The sequence below is a fragment of the Cohnella phaseoli genome (assembly GCF_003386235.1).
GTDB classification, from domain to species: Bacteria; Bacillota; Bacilli; order Paenibacillales; family Paenibacillaceae; genus Cohnella; species Cohnella phaseoli.
In genome coordinates, this window is sequence record NZ_QRDZ01000037.1 from 77,960 (window position 1) to 94,956 (window position 16,997).

A 16,997-nucleotide genomic window follows, 5' to 3' on the forward strand; every position below is an offset into this window, starting at 1 on the left:
TCCTTTCCTGAATGCCATATAAGTTTAAAGAATGATTTTATTTGTATGATAAATCGTACAGATGCCGCTATTTTGTTAGGCGATGCGCTTACTTTATATGATTGATCATACAAAATATAGCCATAGAAAGGTCGTAATGGTCAACTTGTACGATATATCGTACAAGTTGACCTCAAATAGACAAAGAGGGATGAATTTTATACGAAATTTCGAAATTTCATTTAAAGTTGGCGTGTGACACGACTGTCATTCATTAAAGTTTCAGCCACCAGACGCCCGCGCATTCGGGCAAACGGGTAAGCTTGTCGGCGGCAACTCGGTCTCCCAGCTCGTCTCCGAAGAAGAAGCGGGCCAGCCGTTCCGCCTGCTCGGCGTCGGCGAATTCGTAGTCGGTGCGAATCCAGCGGTGGGAGAAACCGTAAACCTCCGTTAGCTTGCGGTAGTACGGAAGCAGAAATTCCGGCGGGGAGGGGGTCTCGCTGCCGGTGCCCATCGTCTCGAACAGGATAACCGTACCTCCCGGTCGAAGGATTCGTTTGATCTCGCCGATAACAAGCTCCAGGTTCCGCTCCCACTCCGGAACGTTGCTGCTCGCGAGGTAGCAGACGCTCCAGCCCGAGACGATCAGATCCGCGCTGTTGTCGGGCAGCGGAAGCTCGCGATGATCGGCGACTTGAACGGACCAATTGTCGAGACCGCCTTCCTGCAGCCGCTCGGCTGTAATGCTCAGCATCGCTTCCGCAGCGTCCAAGGCGACCAGTGATTTGGCTGCCGGAGCGAGAACGGCCGACAGTCGTCCGGTGCCGGCGCCCATGTCGACGATGTCCAACCCTTCGATCGGAACGATTTCTTCAATCACAGGCAGCAGATTGGGTTGTCTAGCAATCATTTCGTGGTATTGTGCGGCCTCTTCGCGGTAGATGTCGTCATGATCCGGCATACGGATGCTCCTTTTTGTCGGCATATAAAATGTGCAGACGCTCGTTAAGGCGACAGAGCTGCACGAAGTAGTTGCGATTCTCGAACCAATGACTTAGCGTGCGAGCTTCAGGATAGCTGGAGGTCGGACGATCCCCCTCCTCTGCCGATGCCATCAGATCGGCGATAGCGATCCGACCTCCCGGCTTTAACACCCGATCCATCTCCTCCAACGCAAGCTGCTGCTGATTGCCGGTCAGGTGGTGGAATGCGAAGCTGGTGACGACGAAGTCGAATTGCTCTCGCAAAAAAGGCAGCGCAAGGAAGTTGCCTAATCTTGTCTCTATCTCCGGATGCTTCTCCCGGCAGAGCCGAAGCATTTCGCGGGATTGGTCGACGGCGGACATGTGGCAGCTCGCGGTGAGAAATTTGCCTGCCAGATTGCCGGTTCCGGTCCCGATGTCTAGTCCGCGTTCGTTCTGTTGCGGACGGATTAGCCGAACAACTCTCTCCAAGGCATCCTCGTAATCTGCGTAATCTCCCTCATTGGCTGCCACGCGTTCGTCGTGGGTTGGCGCCAGACGATTAAAGTCCCAGCGATCCTTCCAGCCGGCGCGTTGTTCTCGTAGCTGCTTCGAAGCGTTCGCCAATCCAAAAAGATGCTCCAGAGGCAGCGTTCGTTCGCGCTGCACCAGCTCGATCATGCGGTCGGTGGTCTCCACCGCCTGCTTGAGCTGAAGCCACTCGGACATCAGCGCCGAGCGCTGCATCTCCAAGTAATAGCGGAGCTCCTCCACTCCGTTGCGCTCCAACTTCTCCAGCGCCTGCTTAATATCGGATAGCGACAGATGGGCTTCGCGCAGCGCCACGATCGTCTGCAGCCGCCAGAGGTCCTGCTCGGAGAAGGAGCGATAAAGGTTGTTTTGTTGCTTGGCGGGCGAGAGCAGTCCCTTCTTCTCGTAGAAACGGATCGTACGCGGCGTGATCCCCAGTTTGTCGGCAGCTTCTTTAATGTTCACGGCCCTTCCCCCTCGGCTCTATTGTAAACGTTGACCTAAGGTCAAGGTAAAGAGGGGATTTGGGATTGGGGGAGGAAAGGAGCGGAAGGACGCTGCGAGCGCAAAATGCAATAACGCCGCTCCCCTCTTGCAGGAAGCGGCGCCGGCATGTATGGTAGCAGTATTCGCGAACGATGGTTTGAGATCAGGCAGCAGTCGCATGGGGGAAGGTATGAACTTGGGGATAGTCGAAACAATCACGCTGGCCATCGCAGCGCTGGCCCTTCTGGTCGTTTGCTCGATCGTCTGGACAAGCTGGAGAAACGGCATAACGCCGACACCCACTTCGCCGCGCGTTATGCGAGCTGTGGCTGAGGAAGTCAATCGGTTGAACAGCGAGGGGGTGCTCGTAGAGGCCGGATCGGGTTGGGGAACGCTTGGCCTGTATCTGGGACGGCATTGCAAGAATTGGAGGGTGGAAGGCGTGGAAAATTCGCCGGTTCCGCTAATCCTATCCAAGCTTGCTGCCTGGATCGCGGCGGGAAGCTGGCGCTTATCGCGCCGAGAGGGTCCTGGCCGCTCCGTTAGTTTTCGCAGGGGCAATCTCTACGATGTCTCGTACCGGGAAGCCGATGCAGTCGTCGCGTATTTGTATTCGGGGGCGATGCGGCGTTTCGGTCCGCTGCTGGCAGAGCAGCTGAGGCCCGGCGCGCACGTCGTCAGCGTCTGCTTCGCCTTGCCGGATTGGCAGCCGGAACGGGTCGTGACTTGCTCGGACCTGTACAGGACAAGGATATACGTATACCGCAAATAATAATAGCGCAAGAAGCCGCCCCGAGACCGGTTCAGATCGGCAGGACGGCTTCTTGCGTTATTATTTAATCGCTGAGGTTTTGTAATCGCCAGAATCGATCATCTCATCTACTGTTACGAGATCGTAACCATCTTTTTGCAAGTCTTTGATAATTTTCGGCAACAGCTTAACTGTATGGTCGAGTGCGTCCTTGCGTCCTCCGAAGGAATGCATCAGAATAATTCCGTCTTTACGGGTATTGCTCATAACGTTCTTGTACATATCCGAGACGGAGGTGCCCGCCCAGTCCTTAGTGTCGACCGTCCAAGCAACGTGTTTCATGTCGGCTTTGTGAATCGTCTCCAACACGCTCTTCGACAGAGCGCCGTAAGGAGCGCGCATCAGCCGCGGAGAAACGCCGGTCGCTTGCTTGATGATTTGCTGAGTTTTGTCGATCTGTTGGGCGACGTCCTTGGCCGACAGCTTCGTCAAGTCGGCGTGAGACCAGGAATGGTTGCCCAGGGCGTGACCTTCGTCAACGATTCGCTTGGCGATTTCCGGGTATTTCTTGACTTGGGTACCGACGAGAAAGAAGGTCGCTTTGACGTCGTATTCCTTAAGGATATCCAGAATTTGCTCCGTATACTTGTGGTCCGGGCCGTCATCGAACGTTAAGGCGACATGGGGCCGAGACTTCGTGTCTTTCTTTTCATTCGTGTCATTCTTGGGCTTGCTCGGGGGCGGCAGAAGCTTGCCGCCGCCTTGCTCGGAAGGATGGACGGCCGTACCGGCTTCCTGTTTCGCCTCTGAAGGGTCAGCGTCTGCGAATACCGCAGTTTCCTGACCGGATTCTATGTTGGAGGAGCTTGTCGCCGTGTCGGCGGAGCCGCCTCCCGTCATTCCGACAAACTGCGCCTCCCGAATAAGAGAGCATCCGACAAGAGCCATCGATAGCATCACAATACAGAACGCGCCAAGCAAGCCGCGCCCGAAAAATTTTGTTCCCCTCATAGCTGTATCCTCCACGTTTCCTCTTCCCAACCAGAAAAGAGAGGCGCTCGGGGATGATCGGCGCAGTCGGGATCCCCATCCCCGACTGCAGCGATCGACTTCGCTGTCCGTTCTCTTTGGTTATCCTATTAGACGTAACAGCGGCCAAAAAGTTGGAGGATTTCTTGCGGTTTTTTAAACTTTTTGTCGGAAGGTTGTCCATAGAAGACAGTTCTGTCAGAAGAAGGTTCGGAACAGCTTCTTTTTCCGCTCCGGCAAAGAAATCTGCTGGACGGACGGCTGAGCGGGCGGCAGGCGCGGTTCATCGGTTTTCGCCGGAGAGCCGAGCTTCGTTGTCCGGCTCTCCAGCGTTTCGATGGCGGCCGCGAGCTGTACGACGGTTCGGCGCAGTTCCTCCAGCTCGGCGCGATGCTGGCGCACCTGCGCGGAGACGACCTCGTCCGCCTTCTGGTCCAGTGAGCGCTCAACCTCGAAGATACGCAGCAAGAGCTCTCTCTGATCTGCGCCGATTGTTGGAGATGAAGGGGGGTCGGCAGGCTTGTCCGCTGAAGCGGAAGCGCCCGGAAGGGTAATTTGCTCAAGCGTATGCCCGCGTTCGATCTCGCTCTGGATATGCTGAAGCAGGGCGAACTCGCGCTGAGAGAACACGTAGTGTCCCAGCGGGTCCTTGCGGAAGGAAGCGGGGTAGTGGGCCGCCCAGCGCTTAATGGTAGTTTGGCTTACACCGAGCCGCTCCGCCGCCTCTCTCGTTTTCAAATTGTTCATCGACGTTCACTCCAATCGCAGCATTCTTTTTTAACCCTATTCGATATTCGTTTCCTTCCCCCTGCGGGGGCGACAAAGGTAGTGGCGATTCGGCAAACAAAGTGCAAAATCGCGGAGGGGCGGGGCCATGCAGCGAGCGAAGTCGTGGTACAATGAAGGACATCAGGGTTTATTAAAGGAGAGTCTATGACAAAGCTGACCATCGCCACGACCCAATACGGGTTGACGGATATTGCTTCCGAAGAACAGTTCTGGACCGGAATCGCGGATAAAGTTCGGAGCGCGACCGCGCAGGGAGCGGAGATGATTGTGTTCCCCGAATATACGACCGCGCATTTGCTGAGTCTGCTGCCGCCGTTGTCTTATGACGATGCATGCGCTTATTTGGACGGAAAGACGGACGAGTACTTGCGATTTTTCGGCGAGCTGAGCAGGGAGAACGGTATTGCGATCTTGGCGGGGACCCACGTATGCAGGAGGGATCGTGCGGAGGGAAGCGGAGCCTTGGAGAATGCCGTGCGAGACCCTAAAGGGTTCGTGAACCGGGCGTTTCTGCTTTTTCCCGACGGCCGGGTCGAAGCTCAGAGCAAAATTCATCTGACGCCGGAGGAACAGAGACACTGGCCTCTGTCTCCGGGGGACGCTCTCAATGTATTCGATACGCAGTGGGGACGGATGGCCATCTTGACGTGCTACGACATCGAATTCCCGGAGCTGGCTAGAGCCGCGGCGCTTAGAGGAGCGGAGACGATTCTATGTCCTTCGTACACCGAAAGCGCGCACGGATACCATCGGGTACGTTTCTGCGCGCAGGCGCGAGCGGTCGAAAATCAACTGTTCGTCGTGCTTAGCGGGCTTGTCGGCACGCTGGCCGAGGAGCGGCCTCAGGTGGATACGGCCTATAGCCAGGCGGGGGCGTTCGCGCCGTGCGACTTTCCTTTTGCGCCGGATGGCATTCTGGCCGTAGGGGAGACGAATGCCGATGCTATGGTGCTCGCCGACCTGAACTTCGAATCTCTGCAGGACAACCGTTCAAGCGGAGGGGTTGTTCCGTTCTACGATCGCAAGCCGGAGCTGTATCGGCAGCTTGCAGAGGAGCTTGAGTCCGGTCGTTAAGGCAATCCGTGAGTGCGTTGGGCAAAAAGAGGGGTGCGACAGGCGGCGGCCTGTTGCACCCCTCTTGGAATTTTCGGTTAAGGCGCCAATGCTTACTTCATTCATGTTAGATTTGACAGTTGACACTGATATACACTGTTGTATACTGTTTATTGTAAGGGAGAGGTGATTAACCTGAATATCATCATTCAGCATTCATCGATGATTCCGATTTATGAACAAATCATTGAGCAGTTTAAAGGACAAATCGTAAAAAGAAGCTTAAGAGAGAACGATCCTTTACCTTCCGTAAGAAGCTTAGCCAAAGAACTAAACGTTAGCGCCCTGACGGTGAAGAAGGCTTACGACGCTCTTGAAGAATCGGGATTGATTGTTACCGTTCACGGCAAAGGCAGCTTTGTCGCTCCATTTAATCTGGAGCTTGAGAAGGAAGCGCGACAAAAAGAAATCGAGTCGGAGCTGGAGTCTGCAATCAAAAAAGCGAAGCACTACGGAATTTCCAATGGTGATCTACAGGAATTATTTAATTTGCTTCTGGAGGGATAACCATGTTAGAAGTAAAAGACTTAAAGAAAAAGTACAATAATTTCCAATTGGACTGTTCTTTTCGAATTGAAGAGGACCAGGTCGTGGGCTTGGTCGGTCGCAATGGAGTAGGGAAGACGACCCTGTTTCGTTCGATTTTGGGGTTGCTCCGCCCGGACGAAGGTGAAATCAACTTATTCGGACGATCCGTTGCCCATCTTACGGAGGCCGACAAAGCGCGTATTGGCGTTACTTTCCCCCATAGCTTCTTTTCTGAACAGCTGACGATTGCTGAAATTAAACAGGTTATGATCGCTACCTATTCCGCTCAATTTAATGCGGCCGAATTTGATCAGAAATGCAATCGACTGCAGCTGCCCCTCGATAAAAAGGTGAAGAACTTCTCGACAGGCATGCAAACGAAACTGAAGTTGCTGCTAGCAATGTCTCACGAAGCCGACTTTTTGCTATTGGATGAGCCGACATCGGGTTTAGACGTTATTGTGCGGAATGAAATATTAGGAATGCTGCAGGATTACCTGGATCAGAAAAACAATCGAAGCGTATTAATCAGCTCGCATATCTCGAGCGATCTGGAGCAATTATGCGATTTTATTATTTTGATCGATGACGGGAAAATTATTTTACAGGAGGAAACCGACAACCTGCTAAACCATTACGGGATTTTGAAGGTTTCCGAGCAAGAATATTCTTCGTTGGAGCAAGAGTTTATTTTAGCCGCTAAAAAGAGAAGTTACGGGTACGCCTGTCTAACGAACGAGAGAAGATACTATCAGGAAAATTACCCCAAGATTGCGATCGAAAAAGGTTCCATTGACGAAGTGTTGATGCTGCTGGCGAAGGGGGAGGAACAATGAAGGGTTTGTGGGTAAAGGATTTGTTGGTCTTGAAAAAGCAAAAGCTGGCTGTCGTATTAATGTTTATTTTGGCAATATGCAGTTTGGCTATATTTGGTCGAATAGGTATCATGGTTGGAATGTCTGTGTTTTTAATGGTCGTTTCCATGGTTGTTTTGAGCGCTTTGACGGTTGACCAGCAGAATCACGGCTTAATGTATTTGCTTACGCTGCCGATCAAGAAGAGGCAATATGTCGTTCAGAAGTATGTGCTGCTGCTGTTGGCTACGATCTGCTCTACGGTGGTTATGACGATCATCGCCGGGGTTTTCGCGGCAGTTGCGGATTGGGACATCGGCTTTTCCGATATTTTCACGAGAGTGTACAGCGTTGGTGTCGCGATGTTGTCCATCCTCATCCTGACGATGCAATATCAAATTAAACACGGTCCGGAAAAAGCCCAAGTCGCGATGTCCATCATTGGAGCGATTGTGGCTATTGCCATCGGCGGGGTAGTTGCGTTGGTCAAGTACACCTCGTTCGGCGAAGATATTTTTAATCGCATCTACACGTACTATATCGAGCATGGAAGCCTGCTCATCCTAGTTTTCTTTACGGTAGCGGGCGCTGCGGTAGTTAGCCTGTCTTGCGCCAAGAGCATCAAGACGATTGAGAGTATGGAGATTCAGTAGAAAACAAATAGACCGCCCCCAACGCAATAGGAATGCGGTCTATTTCCATATCCGTTTTTCCTGAAGCCGACCGCCTTTGAAGCGGCTACTGTGCCAGGAGGAGTCGTGTTAGCAGCACGGCTCCTTCCATAGGCGCCTATTCCCCCGCCGTAGCCGGAGGAAACCACAGCGTGCGCAGGTTAACCCAGCCCTGGGAGTTGAAGGTGACGCCGCGCACAGTGGGAACGTATGCGGTCGGTAACGGCTTTTCCGACAGGATGTGCAAATTCCGTTCTCGGATAAGCAGCGACTCGATTTTGTTCAGACTTTGGAGCCGATCCTCGGAATTCGGCTCTCTAAGCACGAGGGATAGCAACCGTTCGATGTCGATGCGAGTATGGGCGTCGACATGTTCGGCCATTGTCCGGTACGAGTCGTATAGCCGTAGTTCTTCGTCCTGGTCGCGCAGCAGCGAGAACAGAATGAGGTCGGATTCCAGACGAATCTCTCCCTTGAACTCCTCAGGTGAGACGGCCGACACCTCGCAATCGTAGCCATATCGCCCGAGGGCGTCGGCCAACGCTTCGGCATCGGCTTTGTACGGCAGAATCGTCGCGATCCGTAAAAGCACCGGGGCCTGTTCGGAGGGGGACGGCGGAAGCTCGGCGTTTTCTGAAGAGGTTCTCGTACCGCTCGCCGCTGCCTCCGCAGAATCGCCCTCGCTTTCTTCAACTTTCTCCAAGCAGCCGAACAAATGCTCTCGCAACGCCGGATCGGTCAACGGTCCGGCTTTTTGCGTGTTGCATGTGACAAATTTGCGCACGGTCGTCTCCGAGTGGATTCGGCTCCATCCAGAGTTTCCGGCAGAGGCGTTCGGAATGACGTGGAAGGGGGAGGACTGATCCGGGGCAGAGCCAGAGCCACCCTCCGCTGCCCCCGTCCTGTGGCCGTCGCCCGTCATCGCTTCGGCCGCCCAAGGAACATGCACGATCTCCACCCGGTCCAGATGAGCCCGCCCTTGAAAACACGGTCCGAACGCTTCCATCATACACACCGTTTCATTCATCTGCGTCACCTTGAACGGTCCCGTGCCGACCGGCTCCGTGCCGAAGCGATAACTTCCGAGTTGGTTCAGATCCTTCGGGACGATGGCCGCGCGACTCGTGCACAGAAACGGGAGGAACAGCTCGTTCGGCTCCTCCAGCTCGAAGCGGACGACGGTCGGATTAAGCGCCCGCACGGTCTTGATCTGCTTGTAGATAAAACTATACAGCGTTCTTCGCGGGGATCGCACCAGACGCTCGAAAGTATAAACGACATCGTCTGCGCTAAGCACCTTCCCGTGATGGAACAGCACCTCCTTGCGCAAGTAGAACGTCCACCTCCTGCGGCTGTCGTCCGTGTCCCAAGCGTGGGCGATGCCCGGCTTTATGTCGTCTCCGGTATCCGAGCGCCGCACCAGTCCGTCAAACACGTGGCTAGCGACGAAGGATTCGGCCAACAAGTTCATATATAAGGGGTCTACCGTGTGGAGGGGTTGGCGGATTGGGATGCGCAGCGTATCGATCTGCCGGTCGTTGCTTGTCTCGACGTGGTGGCCGAAATAGGAGAGCAGTCGTCCCTGCAGATGCTCCTGCAGCGTGGAGGAGTTGCGATGAATCTTAATCTGGCCTATCGCGCGAGCAACGTCCTTGCGATTAATCGCCTGCAGCATTGCCTGGGCCGCGATGTCTTCCGCCTGCGCAAGGAAACTTAGCGTCGAGCGACGACCTCTGCCGCGAGTCGATTCCCACGCAATCCACCCGTTCCGGCTCATCGACCGGACGATGTTGGCGGCATTGCGCGGAGTGCAGTCGAGCAGCTTGGCAAGCTCGTCCAGCGTCGTCAGCGCCGATTCCGCGCCTCCGAATCGAGAGTGCAGCAGCAGAAATTGTTGATGCAGCTTCATCGTCCGCCACTCCTTTCCGTTCCCCGTATTCTAATCCTTTAACCCGGCCAATAAAATAGGAAATTTTCCAACGATTAGTTTCTATTTATCTTCCTATTTTAACATCTACAATAGGCATTAGAAACCGAGGAAACGGAGGGACGGATTTGCTCTCATCCCGCAAACCCTTAATCGGAAGCTCTTTGCTTGCGTTGATCGGCGCTTTTGCGCTTGCCGCAGTTCATCAATATTTGTTTTTTGATCACAATCCGGGAATCTCCTTCTTCCTCTTCATTGTATTTCTGTACGTGTACCTGTTCCACGATTGGAAGGGGCGGCTGAAGGAGGCGACGGGCTTCGCCTGGTTTCTGCTCGCAGTGATCCTGCTTCTATCGCTAACCTACGGACTGTTCTACAACCCGATCTTTCGGGTGCTTAACCTGCTGGCGATTCCCGGCTTGGTTTTTGTTCATCTCGCCGTGCTGCGCGGCTCGAACCGAATTGCGTGGTGGGACATTCGGATCATCGGCGAAGCGCTCGCCCATCTCATTCCGCGCAGTCTGCTGCAGATTCCTCGAGTGTTCCGGACGCTGCGCGCTGCACTGTTCAGAAGGCTGGACGGCGAACGTCAGAAAACCGCGACCAAAATCGTGATCGGTCTCGTCTTCGCGACCCCGCTGCTATTCGTCGTCATTCCTTTGCTGGCTTCGGCGGACGGCGCTTTTAACAAGCTTCTGAACGGCATTCCGGGGTGGATGAGCCGCTTCTCTCTGGGCGAGTTGTTCGGAAGAACGCTGTGGATCGTCGTATTCGGCATTCTGTTCGCGATCTATTATTGGAGCTTCGCCAAACCGCCGCGGCCCCGCAAAGCCGCTACAGACAAAGAGGACATTTCGTCATCTCCGAAGCCGAACATCGACTCGGTCGTGCTGACGACGCTGTTGCTGGCGGTCAACGCGGTCTACGTGCTGTTCGTGGTTATCCAATTTTCCTACTTGTTCGGAGCCTGGGACGGTATGCTTCCGGACGGAACGACTTATGCGGAGTATGCCCGGAGAGGCTTCGGCGAGCTGGTAGCCGTATCGGCGATCAATTTCGCGCTGCTGATCGTTTCGCTGACGTTCTCGGGAACGAGGAAGGGCGTCCTCAACTTCCTGCTGTACGTCTTGGTCGGCTGTTCGGGCGTTATGCTGTATTCGGCTTATATTCGATTGGCCATGTACGAGGAGGTATATGGGTACACGTACATCCGGTTTCTCGTTCATGCATTTATGATTTATCTGGCATTCCTGCTGCTGATCGCGGCGCTTCGTATCCGCACCACCCTTGTGCCGATGGCGAAATGTTTTATCATTCTCAGCTTGGCCGCCTACACCCTGCTTAACTATGTCGGCATGGATCGGCTCATCGCGGAAAACAACATTGCGCGCTTCGAGGAGACGGGGAAGATCGATCGGTATTATCTGAACAATCTGTCGGCGGACGCGATTCCGACTCTCGTCGATTTCGCCGTGGAGCGTCAGGACGCGGAACTGAAGGAGTTGCTGGTCAACCGTCGGGCGAGACTGATCGACGAAAGCCGGGATTGGCAGTCCTTTAACCTGTCCGTCTATTCGGCCAAGAAAGCCGTGCACACCATATCCAACCCTAACTAATCCCCTGCGGGAAAAAAGGAGACGAGGAAATTGGGCTACATAGCGGAATTGCGTGAGGTTGTCGGGACGCGCCCTTTAATAATGGCCGGCGCTTGCGTGCTGGTGTTCGACGAGAGAGGACGGCTGCTGCTGCAAAGACGCTCGGACAGCGGAGATTGGGGAACGATCGGAGGGGCGCTGGAGCCCGGCGAATCGCTGGAGGAAGCGGCAGCCCGGGAGCTATGGGAAGAGACGGGGCTGACGGCCAGGAGGTTTCGGCTGATCGATTTGTTTTCCGGCAGAGACATGTACTACTGCTATCCTCATGGCGACGAGGTCTACAACGTTATGGCCGTGTACGAGGCTATCGGAGCCGAAGGGACGCCGCAGGTAAATGATCAAGAAGGTTTGGAGCTGGGCTATTTTGATCCGGAAGCGCCGATCGAGGAGTTGAACCCGTTTACGGGACGGGTGCTTGCTAAGTTGGGCTATTTGGTTCATGCCAAGCGGAAGGAGGCATAGTCTTCATGGTCATGTACGTAGAAATGTGTATAATGAGGACATCGAGCGCAAGGAAGGATGAGAAAATGCTGGCGGTAACCGAGTACAGCGTGGAATTGATAAAGGACCCTTTTCGGATTTTGTCGGGAAAGCGTTACGAGTTCGTCATCGAGCTGGATCTCGACGAGGAAGACGATCTGTATTCCGCGAACGGAATCGAAATCAAGGCCGTCTACAAGGTGGACGGAGAGCAGGGAAGCGTCGTAAGCTACGGACTGTATGAGAAAGCTGCGGGACGTTACATCGATGCCGAACTGGAGGACGAAGAAGAGGCGGCGCTGGCCGATTTCTGCAAGGCGCATTATTCGGAGGGCGACGAATAATCGAGACAGCTCAGAGCAGCAAATTTCCCACATTTCAACCGGGGTTTGCTGCCTTTTTTTGTTTCAAATTTAAGGTTGTGTTCGCGTAGACGCGAACTGACGGAACGGTTAATATCGAAGCATGCGCACAGAAATTGGAAAATGGGAGGGCGGAGACACTGTCGTTCGTAATTCGACTGAAGTGGTTTTTCAAGGAAAGATGGGGCAGCTACACTCTGGCTATCGGTTTAATGACGCTGGTCAGCTTGCTCTCGATGATTCCTCCCCGGTTGATCGGGAACGAGATCGACGTGATGGAGAAGGGGGCGCTCACCGCCGCGGAGCTGAGCCGGACGGTTTTGATTCTTGCGGGCCTTTCGTTGCTCACGTATGTCTTCGTCTATATATGGATAACTAACTTATTTGGCAATTCCGTGCTGATCGAGAAGCTGCTTCGTTCAAGGCTGCTCAAGCATCTGACCCGAATGCGCCCTTCGTTCTTCCAGCGCCGCAGTACGGGACAACTGATGGCATTGGCGACCAACGACGTGTCCGCGATCGGACAGACGGCCGGGTACGGCGTTATGACGCTTGTGAACACCCTGGTCGGTATATCGGTCGTCGTCATAATGATGCTTAGCTTTATCAGCGCCAAGCTGATGCTTGCCGCACTGATTCCGCTGCCGCTGCTTGTCGTAGTCATCAGCAAGCTTGGGGGCGTCGTTCGAGGAAGATTCATGGCGGCTCAGGAATCGTTCGGCCGTATGAACGACCACGTTTTGGAAGCGATTTCCGGCATTCGCGTTATCCGTTCCTATGTTCAGGAGAAGGACGACTTGCAGGCCTTCGATCGGTTGACGAGCGACGTCATGGACAAAAACCGCAGAGTAGCGATATTGAACGCGCTATTCCATCCCTTAATCTCTTTCATCGTGGGCGCAAGCTTTGCGATCGGGATCGGCTATGGTTCTTATCTCGTGTTCCAAAGCGAAATCTCGTTTGGCCAGCTTGTGACCTTTAATATTTATCTGGGAATGCTGATCTGGCCGATGATCTCTTTCGGCGAGTTCATTAATGTGCTGCAGAGAGGCAGCGCTTCGGCGGGGCGGCTGGACGAAGTGCTGGCCGAGAAAGCCGACGTGCAGGATGCGGAGGCGCCGGTAGAGCCGGCGATTCCGGAATCGATCGAAATGAAGGCGCTGTCGTTTACGTATCCGTCCGCAAATGTACCTAGTCTGGTCGACGTCACGGTGCGACTGAATCGCGGGCAGACGCTGGGGATCGTCGGCAAAACCGGCAGCGGCAAGAGCACCCTGCTGAAGCAGCTTCTGCGGCAGTACCCCTTATCCGCCGGCATGCTGTTCGTGTCGGACGTCCCGGCGGAAAACATCGCGATAGAGCGAATGAAGATGTGGATGGCGTACGTGCCGCAAGAGCACCTGCTGCTCTCCAAGACGATTCGCGACAATATCGCGCTTGGCAAGCCGGACGCTACGGCGGAGGAGATCGATCGGGCGGTCGAGATGGCGTCCTTCACCGGCGATGTCGCCCAACTGCCGCAAGGGCTGGAGACGCTGATCGGCGAGAACGGCGTCATGCTGTCCGGGGGCCAGAAGCAGCGGCTCTCGATCGCCCGAGCGCTGCTCGTCGACGCGGAGGTGCTGCTGCTGGACGACTCCTTGTCGGCAGTGGACGCAAGGACGGAGAGCCGCATTGTGGCTAACATCCGTCGCGAGCGCGCCGGCAAGACGACGTTGATCACGACGCATCGCCTGTCCGCCGTCAGCCATGCCGATTGGATCGTTGTGCTGGACGAAGGGCGCGTCAAGGAAGAGGGCACTCACGAGCAATTAATGCTGTTGGGCGGATGGTACAGACAGCAGTGGGACCGCCAACAGATGGAAGCCGGCTTGGAAGAATAAATCGAATCCATCAGGATCGGAGGCTTGTATGAATTCCCAACGATCAACGGGGAGCAGGCTGCTCTCTTATGCGCTCGTCTACAAATATCGAATTATCGGCGCATTGGCGATTCTGCTTTGCTCTGTAGGAGCGGAGCTTGCCGGGCCGTTCATTGTCAAGACGATCATAGACGGGCATTTGTCTCCGCCGACGGGAGATATCGGTCCCGTACTGGTTTTACTCGCCTTTTACATCGGCTTGGTGTCGCTGTCAGGCGTATTGAACTTCTCGCAGTCTTACTTGCTGCAGGCTACGGCGCTTCGAATTATCAAAAATATGAGAATGGACGTTATGCGTCACATCCAGCGTATCCCTCTTGGCTATTTCGATAATACGCCGGCGGGACAGATCGTCTCGCGAGTAGCCAACGACACGGAGGCGATCCGGGAGCTGTTCATGAGCTTTATGGCGACTTTCGTCGTCAGCTTTGCTCATCTGCTTGGGATATACATCGCTCTCTTCATTTTGGATGTGGAGCTTGCTCTATACACGTTGGCACTTCCGCCAATATTTGCGGTCATTATGTACTTTCATTTGAAGTATTCCAAGAAATACGTCGCGATCATGCGCGCTAGACTCAGCGATATGAACGCAATGATCAACGAGTCGATCCTCGTCATGCCGATCCTTCAGGCTTTCCGTCGGGAGAAGGCGACGCTGGAGGAGTTTGAGCGACTGAACGAGGACCGTTACGTCGCGCAGGTGAAGCAGTTCCGGATCTTCTCCCTCTCTTCGCGGAATATCGTCGGAACGATCGGCAGCTTGGTTACCGCGTTCGTCATCTGGCATTTCGGCAATCTGTCGATCGCCGGCGCCGCGTTGTCTTTTGGCGTGCTGTACGCATTTATTGACTACCTGGGGCGTATCTTCAATCCGATTATCGGGATATTCGATCAGCTTATGAACGCGCAACGGGCATTCGTCTCCGCGGACAAAGTGTTTGCCATCCTCGATATGGAAGGCAGAGAGGTCGAGGAGACTTCGGGGGCCGTTAAGCCTAAAGGAGAGGTGAAGTTCGAGAACGTCACTTTCGCCTATAACGACGACGATCACGTGCTGAAGAACATTTCTTTCACTGCCCGCCAGGGGGAGACGGTTGCGCTCGTCGGCCATACGGGATCGGGCAAAAGCTCGATCATCAATCTGCTGCTGGGCTTCTATGAGCCGGGTTTGGGACGAATTACAATCGACGACGTCGACATTACGACGCTGTCCAAGCAGCAGCTTCGCAAGCATATGGGCATCGTGCTGCAGGATCCGTACCTGTTTGCAGGGGATATCAAGTTCAACGTGAGCCTTTATAATAAGGAGATCTCGCTGGAGCAGGTCAAGCGGGCGCTGGCCGACGTCGGCGCGGCCTCGTTCGTCGAGCAGCTTCCGCGCGGATACGACGAACCGGTCGTCGAGCGGGGAAGCACGCTGTCGTCGGGTCAGCGGCAATTAATCTCTTTTGCTCGAGCGCTGGCGTTCGACCCGTCTATCTTGATCCTCGACGAAGCGACGGCCAGCATCGATAGCGAGACGGAAGGCCTGATCCAACGGGCGCTCAAAGTCGTTAGCGAAGGCCGGACGACGCTCGTTATCGCTCATCGACTGTCCACCATCCGCGAAGCTAGCCAAATTCTCGTGCTGCACCGCGGCGAGATCGTCGAGCGCGGCAACCACGACGAGCTGATGGCGCTCCGCGGCCGCTACTTCAAAATGTACCAGCTTCAGACGGGGGAGAAAGCTTCGTTGGCTATCTAGTTGGCGGGGGTAGCTGCATTCGCGCAAAGGAACATATTGAAGTGGAATAATCGTCTGTGGGCCTTTTGAAAAATAGTGTGATTATTGACTGATGTGATAGAATTTGATTCTATAAGGACATAAGCGTGTGAAGCACACCGCTCTAGTACCCGATTGGGGGCTGGGGCGGTTATTTTTTTATAAGGGAGTGAATGAGGGATGGAGAAGCTCTTCGAAACGGAATACCTATCGTGGATAGAGCGACATATTCATGAAAGTCGTGGAGAGCGTCAACGGAGAATCAAGGAGCGTCACGGATTTGGGGGAGAAACTATTTCTAGAGCAAGCGTGGTGGCCTGTCGTAGGAAGCCTGGATGGTCTATATCCCGAATATGAGTTTGTTGATACGCATGGGAAATATATCTATATGGATTATGGATATATCCGCGATCCTAGACTAACCTGCATTGAATGTGATGGATTTGGTTCGCATGCTCGCGATATCGACAGAAATACTTTTACAAGGGGACTGGACAGGCAGAACGAGATCTCCTTGGCTAGCTGGAATATCTTGCGATTCTCGGTTGATAAGTTAAAAGAAGACCCGGCAGACTGCCAAAGATATATCCGAAGAATGATGGAGGAGTGGTACAGGCAAGAGCGAGCAGGTTTACTTGAACTTCCGTTGTATCAGCGGGAAATCGTCCGCCTTGCTGCCCGCTCGGTAAATCCGATTACTGTGGAGATGGCATGCGACAGTCTAGGGAAAAAGGAGAAGATTGTGAGAAAAGAGGTGAAGGAGTTGACCGAGAAACAGATTCTAGAGGGAGTTTCGGGAACAAGGCGTATTAGTGCTTACCGTCTAACTCCGAAAGGCCGGTTGCTTTAGATAAAGGGATACCCATTAAGGGGAGCTCCGTCTAACGGTCTGACAGACCGTAACGAGGAGGAAAAGGTGATTGGCGGGTCGTCTTATGGTCTGACAGACCGTAACGGGAGGGAAAAGGCGGTTGGCGGGTCGTCTTACGGTCTGACAGACCGTAACGGGAGGGAAAAGGCGGTTGGCGGGTTGTCTAACGGTCTGACAGACCGTAACGAGGGGGAAAAGGCGGTTGGCGGGTCGTCTAACGGTCTGACTGGACCTCTGTCAAGAAAGTGGACACTCTTTAAGCGCAATTTCATTTCTATTTTTGTAGTACATTTCCTCGAATCGGTCTGGAGATTCATAACCT

At 54.2% G+C, this 16,997-nt stretch carries 16 protein-coding genes; 11 read left to right on the plus strand and 5 right to left on the minus strand.

What is annotated here, in order from left to right; genetic code table 11:
• Positions 1-253: 253 nt before the first annotated feature.
• Both DFP98_RS32500 and DFP98_RS32505 read right to left on the minus strand, forming a co-directional pair.
• Positions 254-940 (minus strand): class I SAM-dependent methyltransferase, encoded by a 687-nt coding sequence (locus DFP98_RS32500; protein ID WP_116064798.1) that lies wholly within the window; start codon positions 938-940, stop codon positions 254-256.
• Complete coding sequence (locus DFP98_RS32505) at positions 927-1,937, minus strand: MerR family transcriptional regulator (RefSeq protein WP_116064799.1); 1,011 nt, start codon at positions 1,935-1,937, stop codon at positions 927-929. Before DFP98_RS32505 ends, DFP98_RS32500 begins: the two co-directional genes overlap by 14 nt.
• 211 nt (positions 1,938-2,148) lie before the next feature.
• Here DFP98_RS32505 and DFP98_RS32510 point away from each other — a divergent pair, with 211 nt between their 5' ends.
• A complete protein-coding gene (locus DFP98_RS32510) occupies positions 2,149-2,730 on the plus strand; it encodes a class I SAM-dependent methyltransferase (RefSeq protein WP_116064800.1) in 582 nt (193 codons plus the stop codon).
• Positions 2,731-2,790: 60 nt separating this feature from the next.
• Here the strand turns inward: DFP98_RS32510 and DFP98_RS32515 are convergent, their stop codons facing one another.
• Both DFP98_RS32515 and DFP98_RS32520 read right to left on the minus strand, forming a co-directional pair.
• The gene (locus DFP98_RS32515) at positions 2,791-3,720 is read right to left on the minus strand and encodes a polysaccharide deacetylase family protein (RefSeq protein ID WP_116064801.1); all 930 of its coding nucleotides are present in this window, start codon (positions 3,718-3,720) and stop codon (positions 2,791-2,793) included.
• A gap of 216 nt (positions 3,721-3,936) precedes the next feature.
• A complete protein-coding gene (locus DFP98_RS32520; RefSeq protein ID WP_116064802.1) occupies positions 3,937-4,485 on the minus strand; it encodes a MerR family transcriptional regulator in 549 nt (182 codons plus the stop codon).
• 186 nt (positions 4,486-4,671) lie between these two features.
• Here DFP98_RS32520 and DFP98_RS32525 point away from each other — a divergent pair, with 186 nt between their 5' ends.
• From DFP98_RS32525 to DFP98_RS32540, 4 genes are all read left to right on the plus strand, one after another.
• Positions 4,672-5,601: a nitrilase-related carbon-nitrogen hydrolase gene (locus DFP98_RS32525; RefSeq protein ID WP_116064803.1), complete on the plus strand. Its 930-nt coding sequence runs from the start codon at positions 4,672-4,674 to the stop codon at positions 5,599-5,601.
• A gap of 165 nt (positions 5,602-5,766) precedes the next feature.
• Entirely contained in the window at positions 5,767-6,147 is a 381-nt protein-coding gene (locus tag DFP98_RS32530) for a GntR family transcriptional regulator (protein WP_425455570.1), read from the plus strand.
• Positions 6,148-6,149: 2 nt separating this feature from the next.
• The gene (locus DFP98_RS32535; protein WP_116064804.1) at positions 6,150-7,004 is read left to right on the plus strand and encodes an ABC transporter ATP-binding protein; all 855 of its coding nucleotides are present in this window, start codon (positions 6,150-6,152) and stop codon (positions 7,002-7,004) included.
• A complete protein-coding gene (locus DFP98_RS32540) occupies positions 7,001-7,675 on the plus strand; it encodes an ABC-2 transporter permease (RefSeq protein WP_116064805.1) in 675 nt (224 codons plus the stop codon). The genes DFP98_RS32535 and DFP98_RS32540 overlap by 4 nt, the downstream gene beginning before the upstream one ends.
• A 136-nt stretch (positions 7,676-7,811) precedes the next feature.
• Here DFP98_RS32540 and DFP98_RS32545 read toward each other — a convergent pair whose 3' ends face one another.
• On the minus strand, positions 7,812-9,602 hold the full coding sequence (locus DFP98_RS32545; RefSeq protein WP_116064806.1) for an ABC transporter substrate-binding protein: 1,791 nt from the start codon (positions 9,600-9,602) through the stop codon (positions 7,812-7,814).
• Positions 9,603-9,748: 146 nt separating this feature from the next.
• On the opposite strand from DFP98_RS32545, the gene DFP98_RS32550 reads away from it, so the two are divergent.
• The 6 genes from DFP98_RS32550 to DFP98_RS32575 all read left to right on the plus strand — a co-directional run bounded on the left by DFP98_RS32550 (position 9,749) and on the right by DFP98_RS32575 (position 16,654).
• On the plus strand, positions 9,749-11,236 hold the full coding sequence (locus DFP98_RS32550; protein WP_116064807.1) for a DUF4153 domain-containing protein: 1,488 nt from the start codon (positions 9,749-9,751) through the stop codon (positions 11,234-11,236).
• Between the two features lie 30 nt (positions 11,237-11,266).
• Positions 11,267-11,737, plus strand: a complete 471-nt coding sequence (locus DFP98_RS32555; RefSeq protein ID WP_116064808.1) for an NUDIX hydrolase — start codon at positions 11,267-11,269, stop codon at positions 11,735-11,737.
• 5 nt (positions 11,738-11,742) lie between these two features.
• The gene (locus DFP98_RS32560) at positions 11,743-12,099 is read left to right on the plus strand and encodes a DUF6509 family protein (protein ID WP_342772526.1); all 357 of its coding nucleotides are present in this window, start codon (positions 11,743-11,745) and stop codon (positions 12,097-12,099) included.
• 158 nt (positions 12,100-12,257) lie between these two features.
• Positions 12,258-14,000 (plus strand): ABC transporter ATP-binding protein, encoded by a 1,743-nt coding sequence (locus DFP98_RS32565; protein ID WP_116064815.1) that lies wholly within the window; start codon positions 12,258-12,260, stop codon positions 13,998-14,000.
• A gap of 28 nt (positions 14,001-14,028) precedes the next feature.
• The gene (locus DFP98_RS32570) at positions 14,029-15,786 is read left to right on the plus strand and encodes an ABC transporter ATP-binding protein (protein WP_116064809.1); all 1,758 of its coding nucleotides are present in this window, start codon (positions 14,029-14,031) and stop codon (positions 15,784-15,786) included.
• A 250-nt stretch (positions 15,787-16,036) separates the two neighbouring features.
• Positions 16,037-16,654 carry a hypothetical protein gene (locus DFP98_RS32575; RefSeq protein ID WP_116064810.1) on the plus strand — a complete coding sequence of 206 codons (618 nt, stop codon included), beginning with the start codon at positions 16,037-16,039 and terminating at the stop codon, positions 16,652-16,654.
• The last annotated feature ends 343 nt before the right edge of the window (positions 16,655-16,997 follow it).

What these genes read in the sequence shown, in the direction of transcription:
- DFP98_RS32500 (WP_116064798.1), bottom strand. Translation starts at nt 940, where the DNA reads ATGCCGGATCATGACGACATCTACCGCGAAGAGGCCGCACAATACCAC.
- DFP98_RS32510 (WP_116064800.1), top strand. Translation starts at nt 2,149, where the DNA reads ATGAACTTGGGGATAGTCGAAACAATCACGCTGGCCATCGCAGCGCTG.
- DFP98_RS32515 (WP_116064801.1), bottom strand. Translation starts at nt 3,720, where the DNA reads ATGAGGGGAACAAAATTTTTCGGGCGCGGCTTGCTTGGCGCGTTCTGT.
- DFP98_RS32520 (WP_116064802.1), bottom strand. Translation starts at nt 4,485, where the DNA reads ATGAACAATTTGAAAACGAGAGAGGCGGCGGAGCGGCTCGGTGTAAGC.
- DFP98_RS32525 (WP_116064803.1), top strand. Translation starts at nt 4,672, where the DNA reads ATGACAAAGCTGACCATCGCCACGACCCAATACGGGTTGACGGATATT.
- DFP98_RS32535 (WP_116064804.1), top strand. Translation starts at nt 6,150, where the DNA reads ATGTTAGAAGTAAAAGACTTAAAGAAAAAGTACAATAATTTCCAATTG.
- DFP98_RS32540 (WP_116064805.1), top strand. Translation starts at nt 7,001, where the DNA reads ATGAAGGGTTTGTGGGTAAAGGATTTGTTGGTCTTGAAAAAGCAAAAG.
- DFP98_RS32545 (WP_116064806.1), bottom strand. Translation starts at nt 9,602, where the DNA reads ATGAAGCTGCATCAACAATTTCTGCTGCTGCACTCTCGATTCGGAGGC.
- DFP98_RS32560 (WP_342772526.1), top strand. Translation starts at nt 11,743, where the DNA reads ATGGTCATGTACGTAGAAATGTGTATAATGAGGACATCGAGCGCAAGG.
- DFP98_RS32570 (WP_116064809.1), top strand. Translation starts at nt 14,029, where the DNA reads ATGAATTCCCAACGATCAACGGGGAGCAGGCTGCTCTCTTATGCGCTC.
- DFP98_RS32575 (WP_116064810.1), top strand. Translation starts at nt 16,037, where the DNA reads ATGAAAGTCGTGGAGAGCGTCAACGGAGAATCAAGGAGCGTCACGGAT.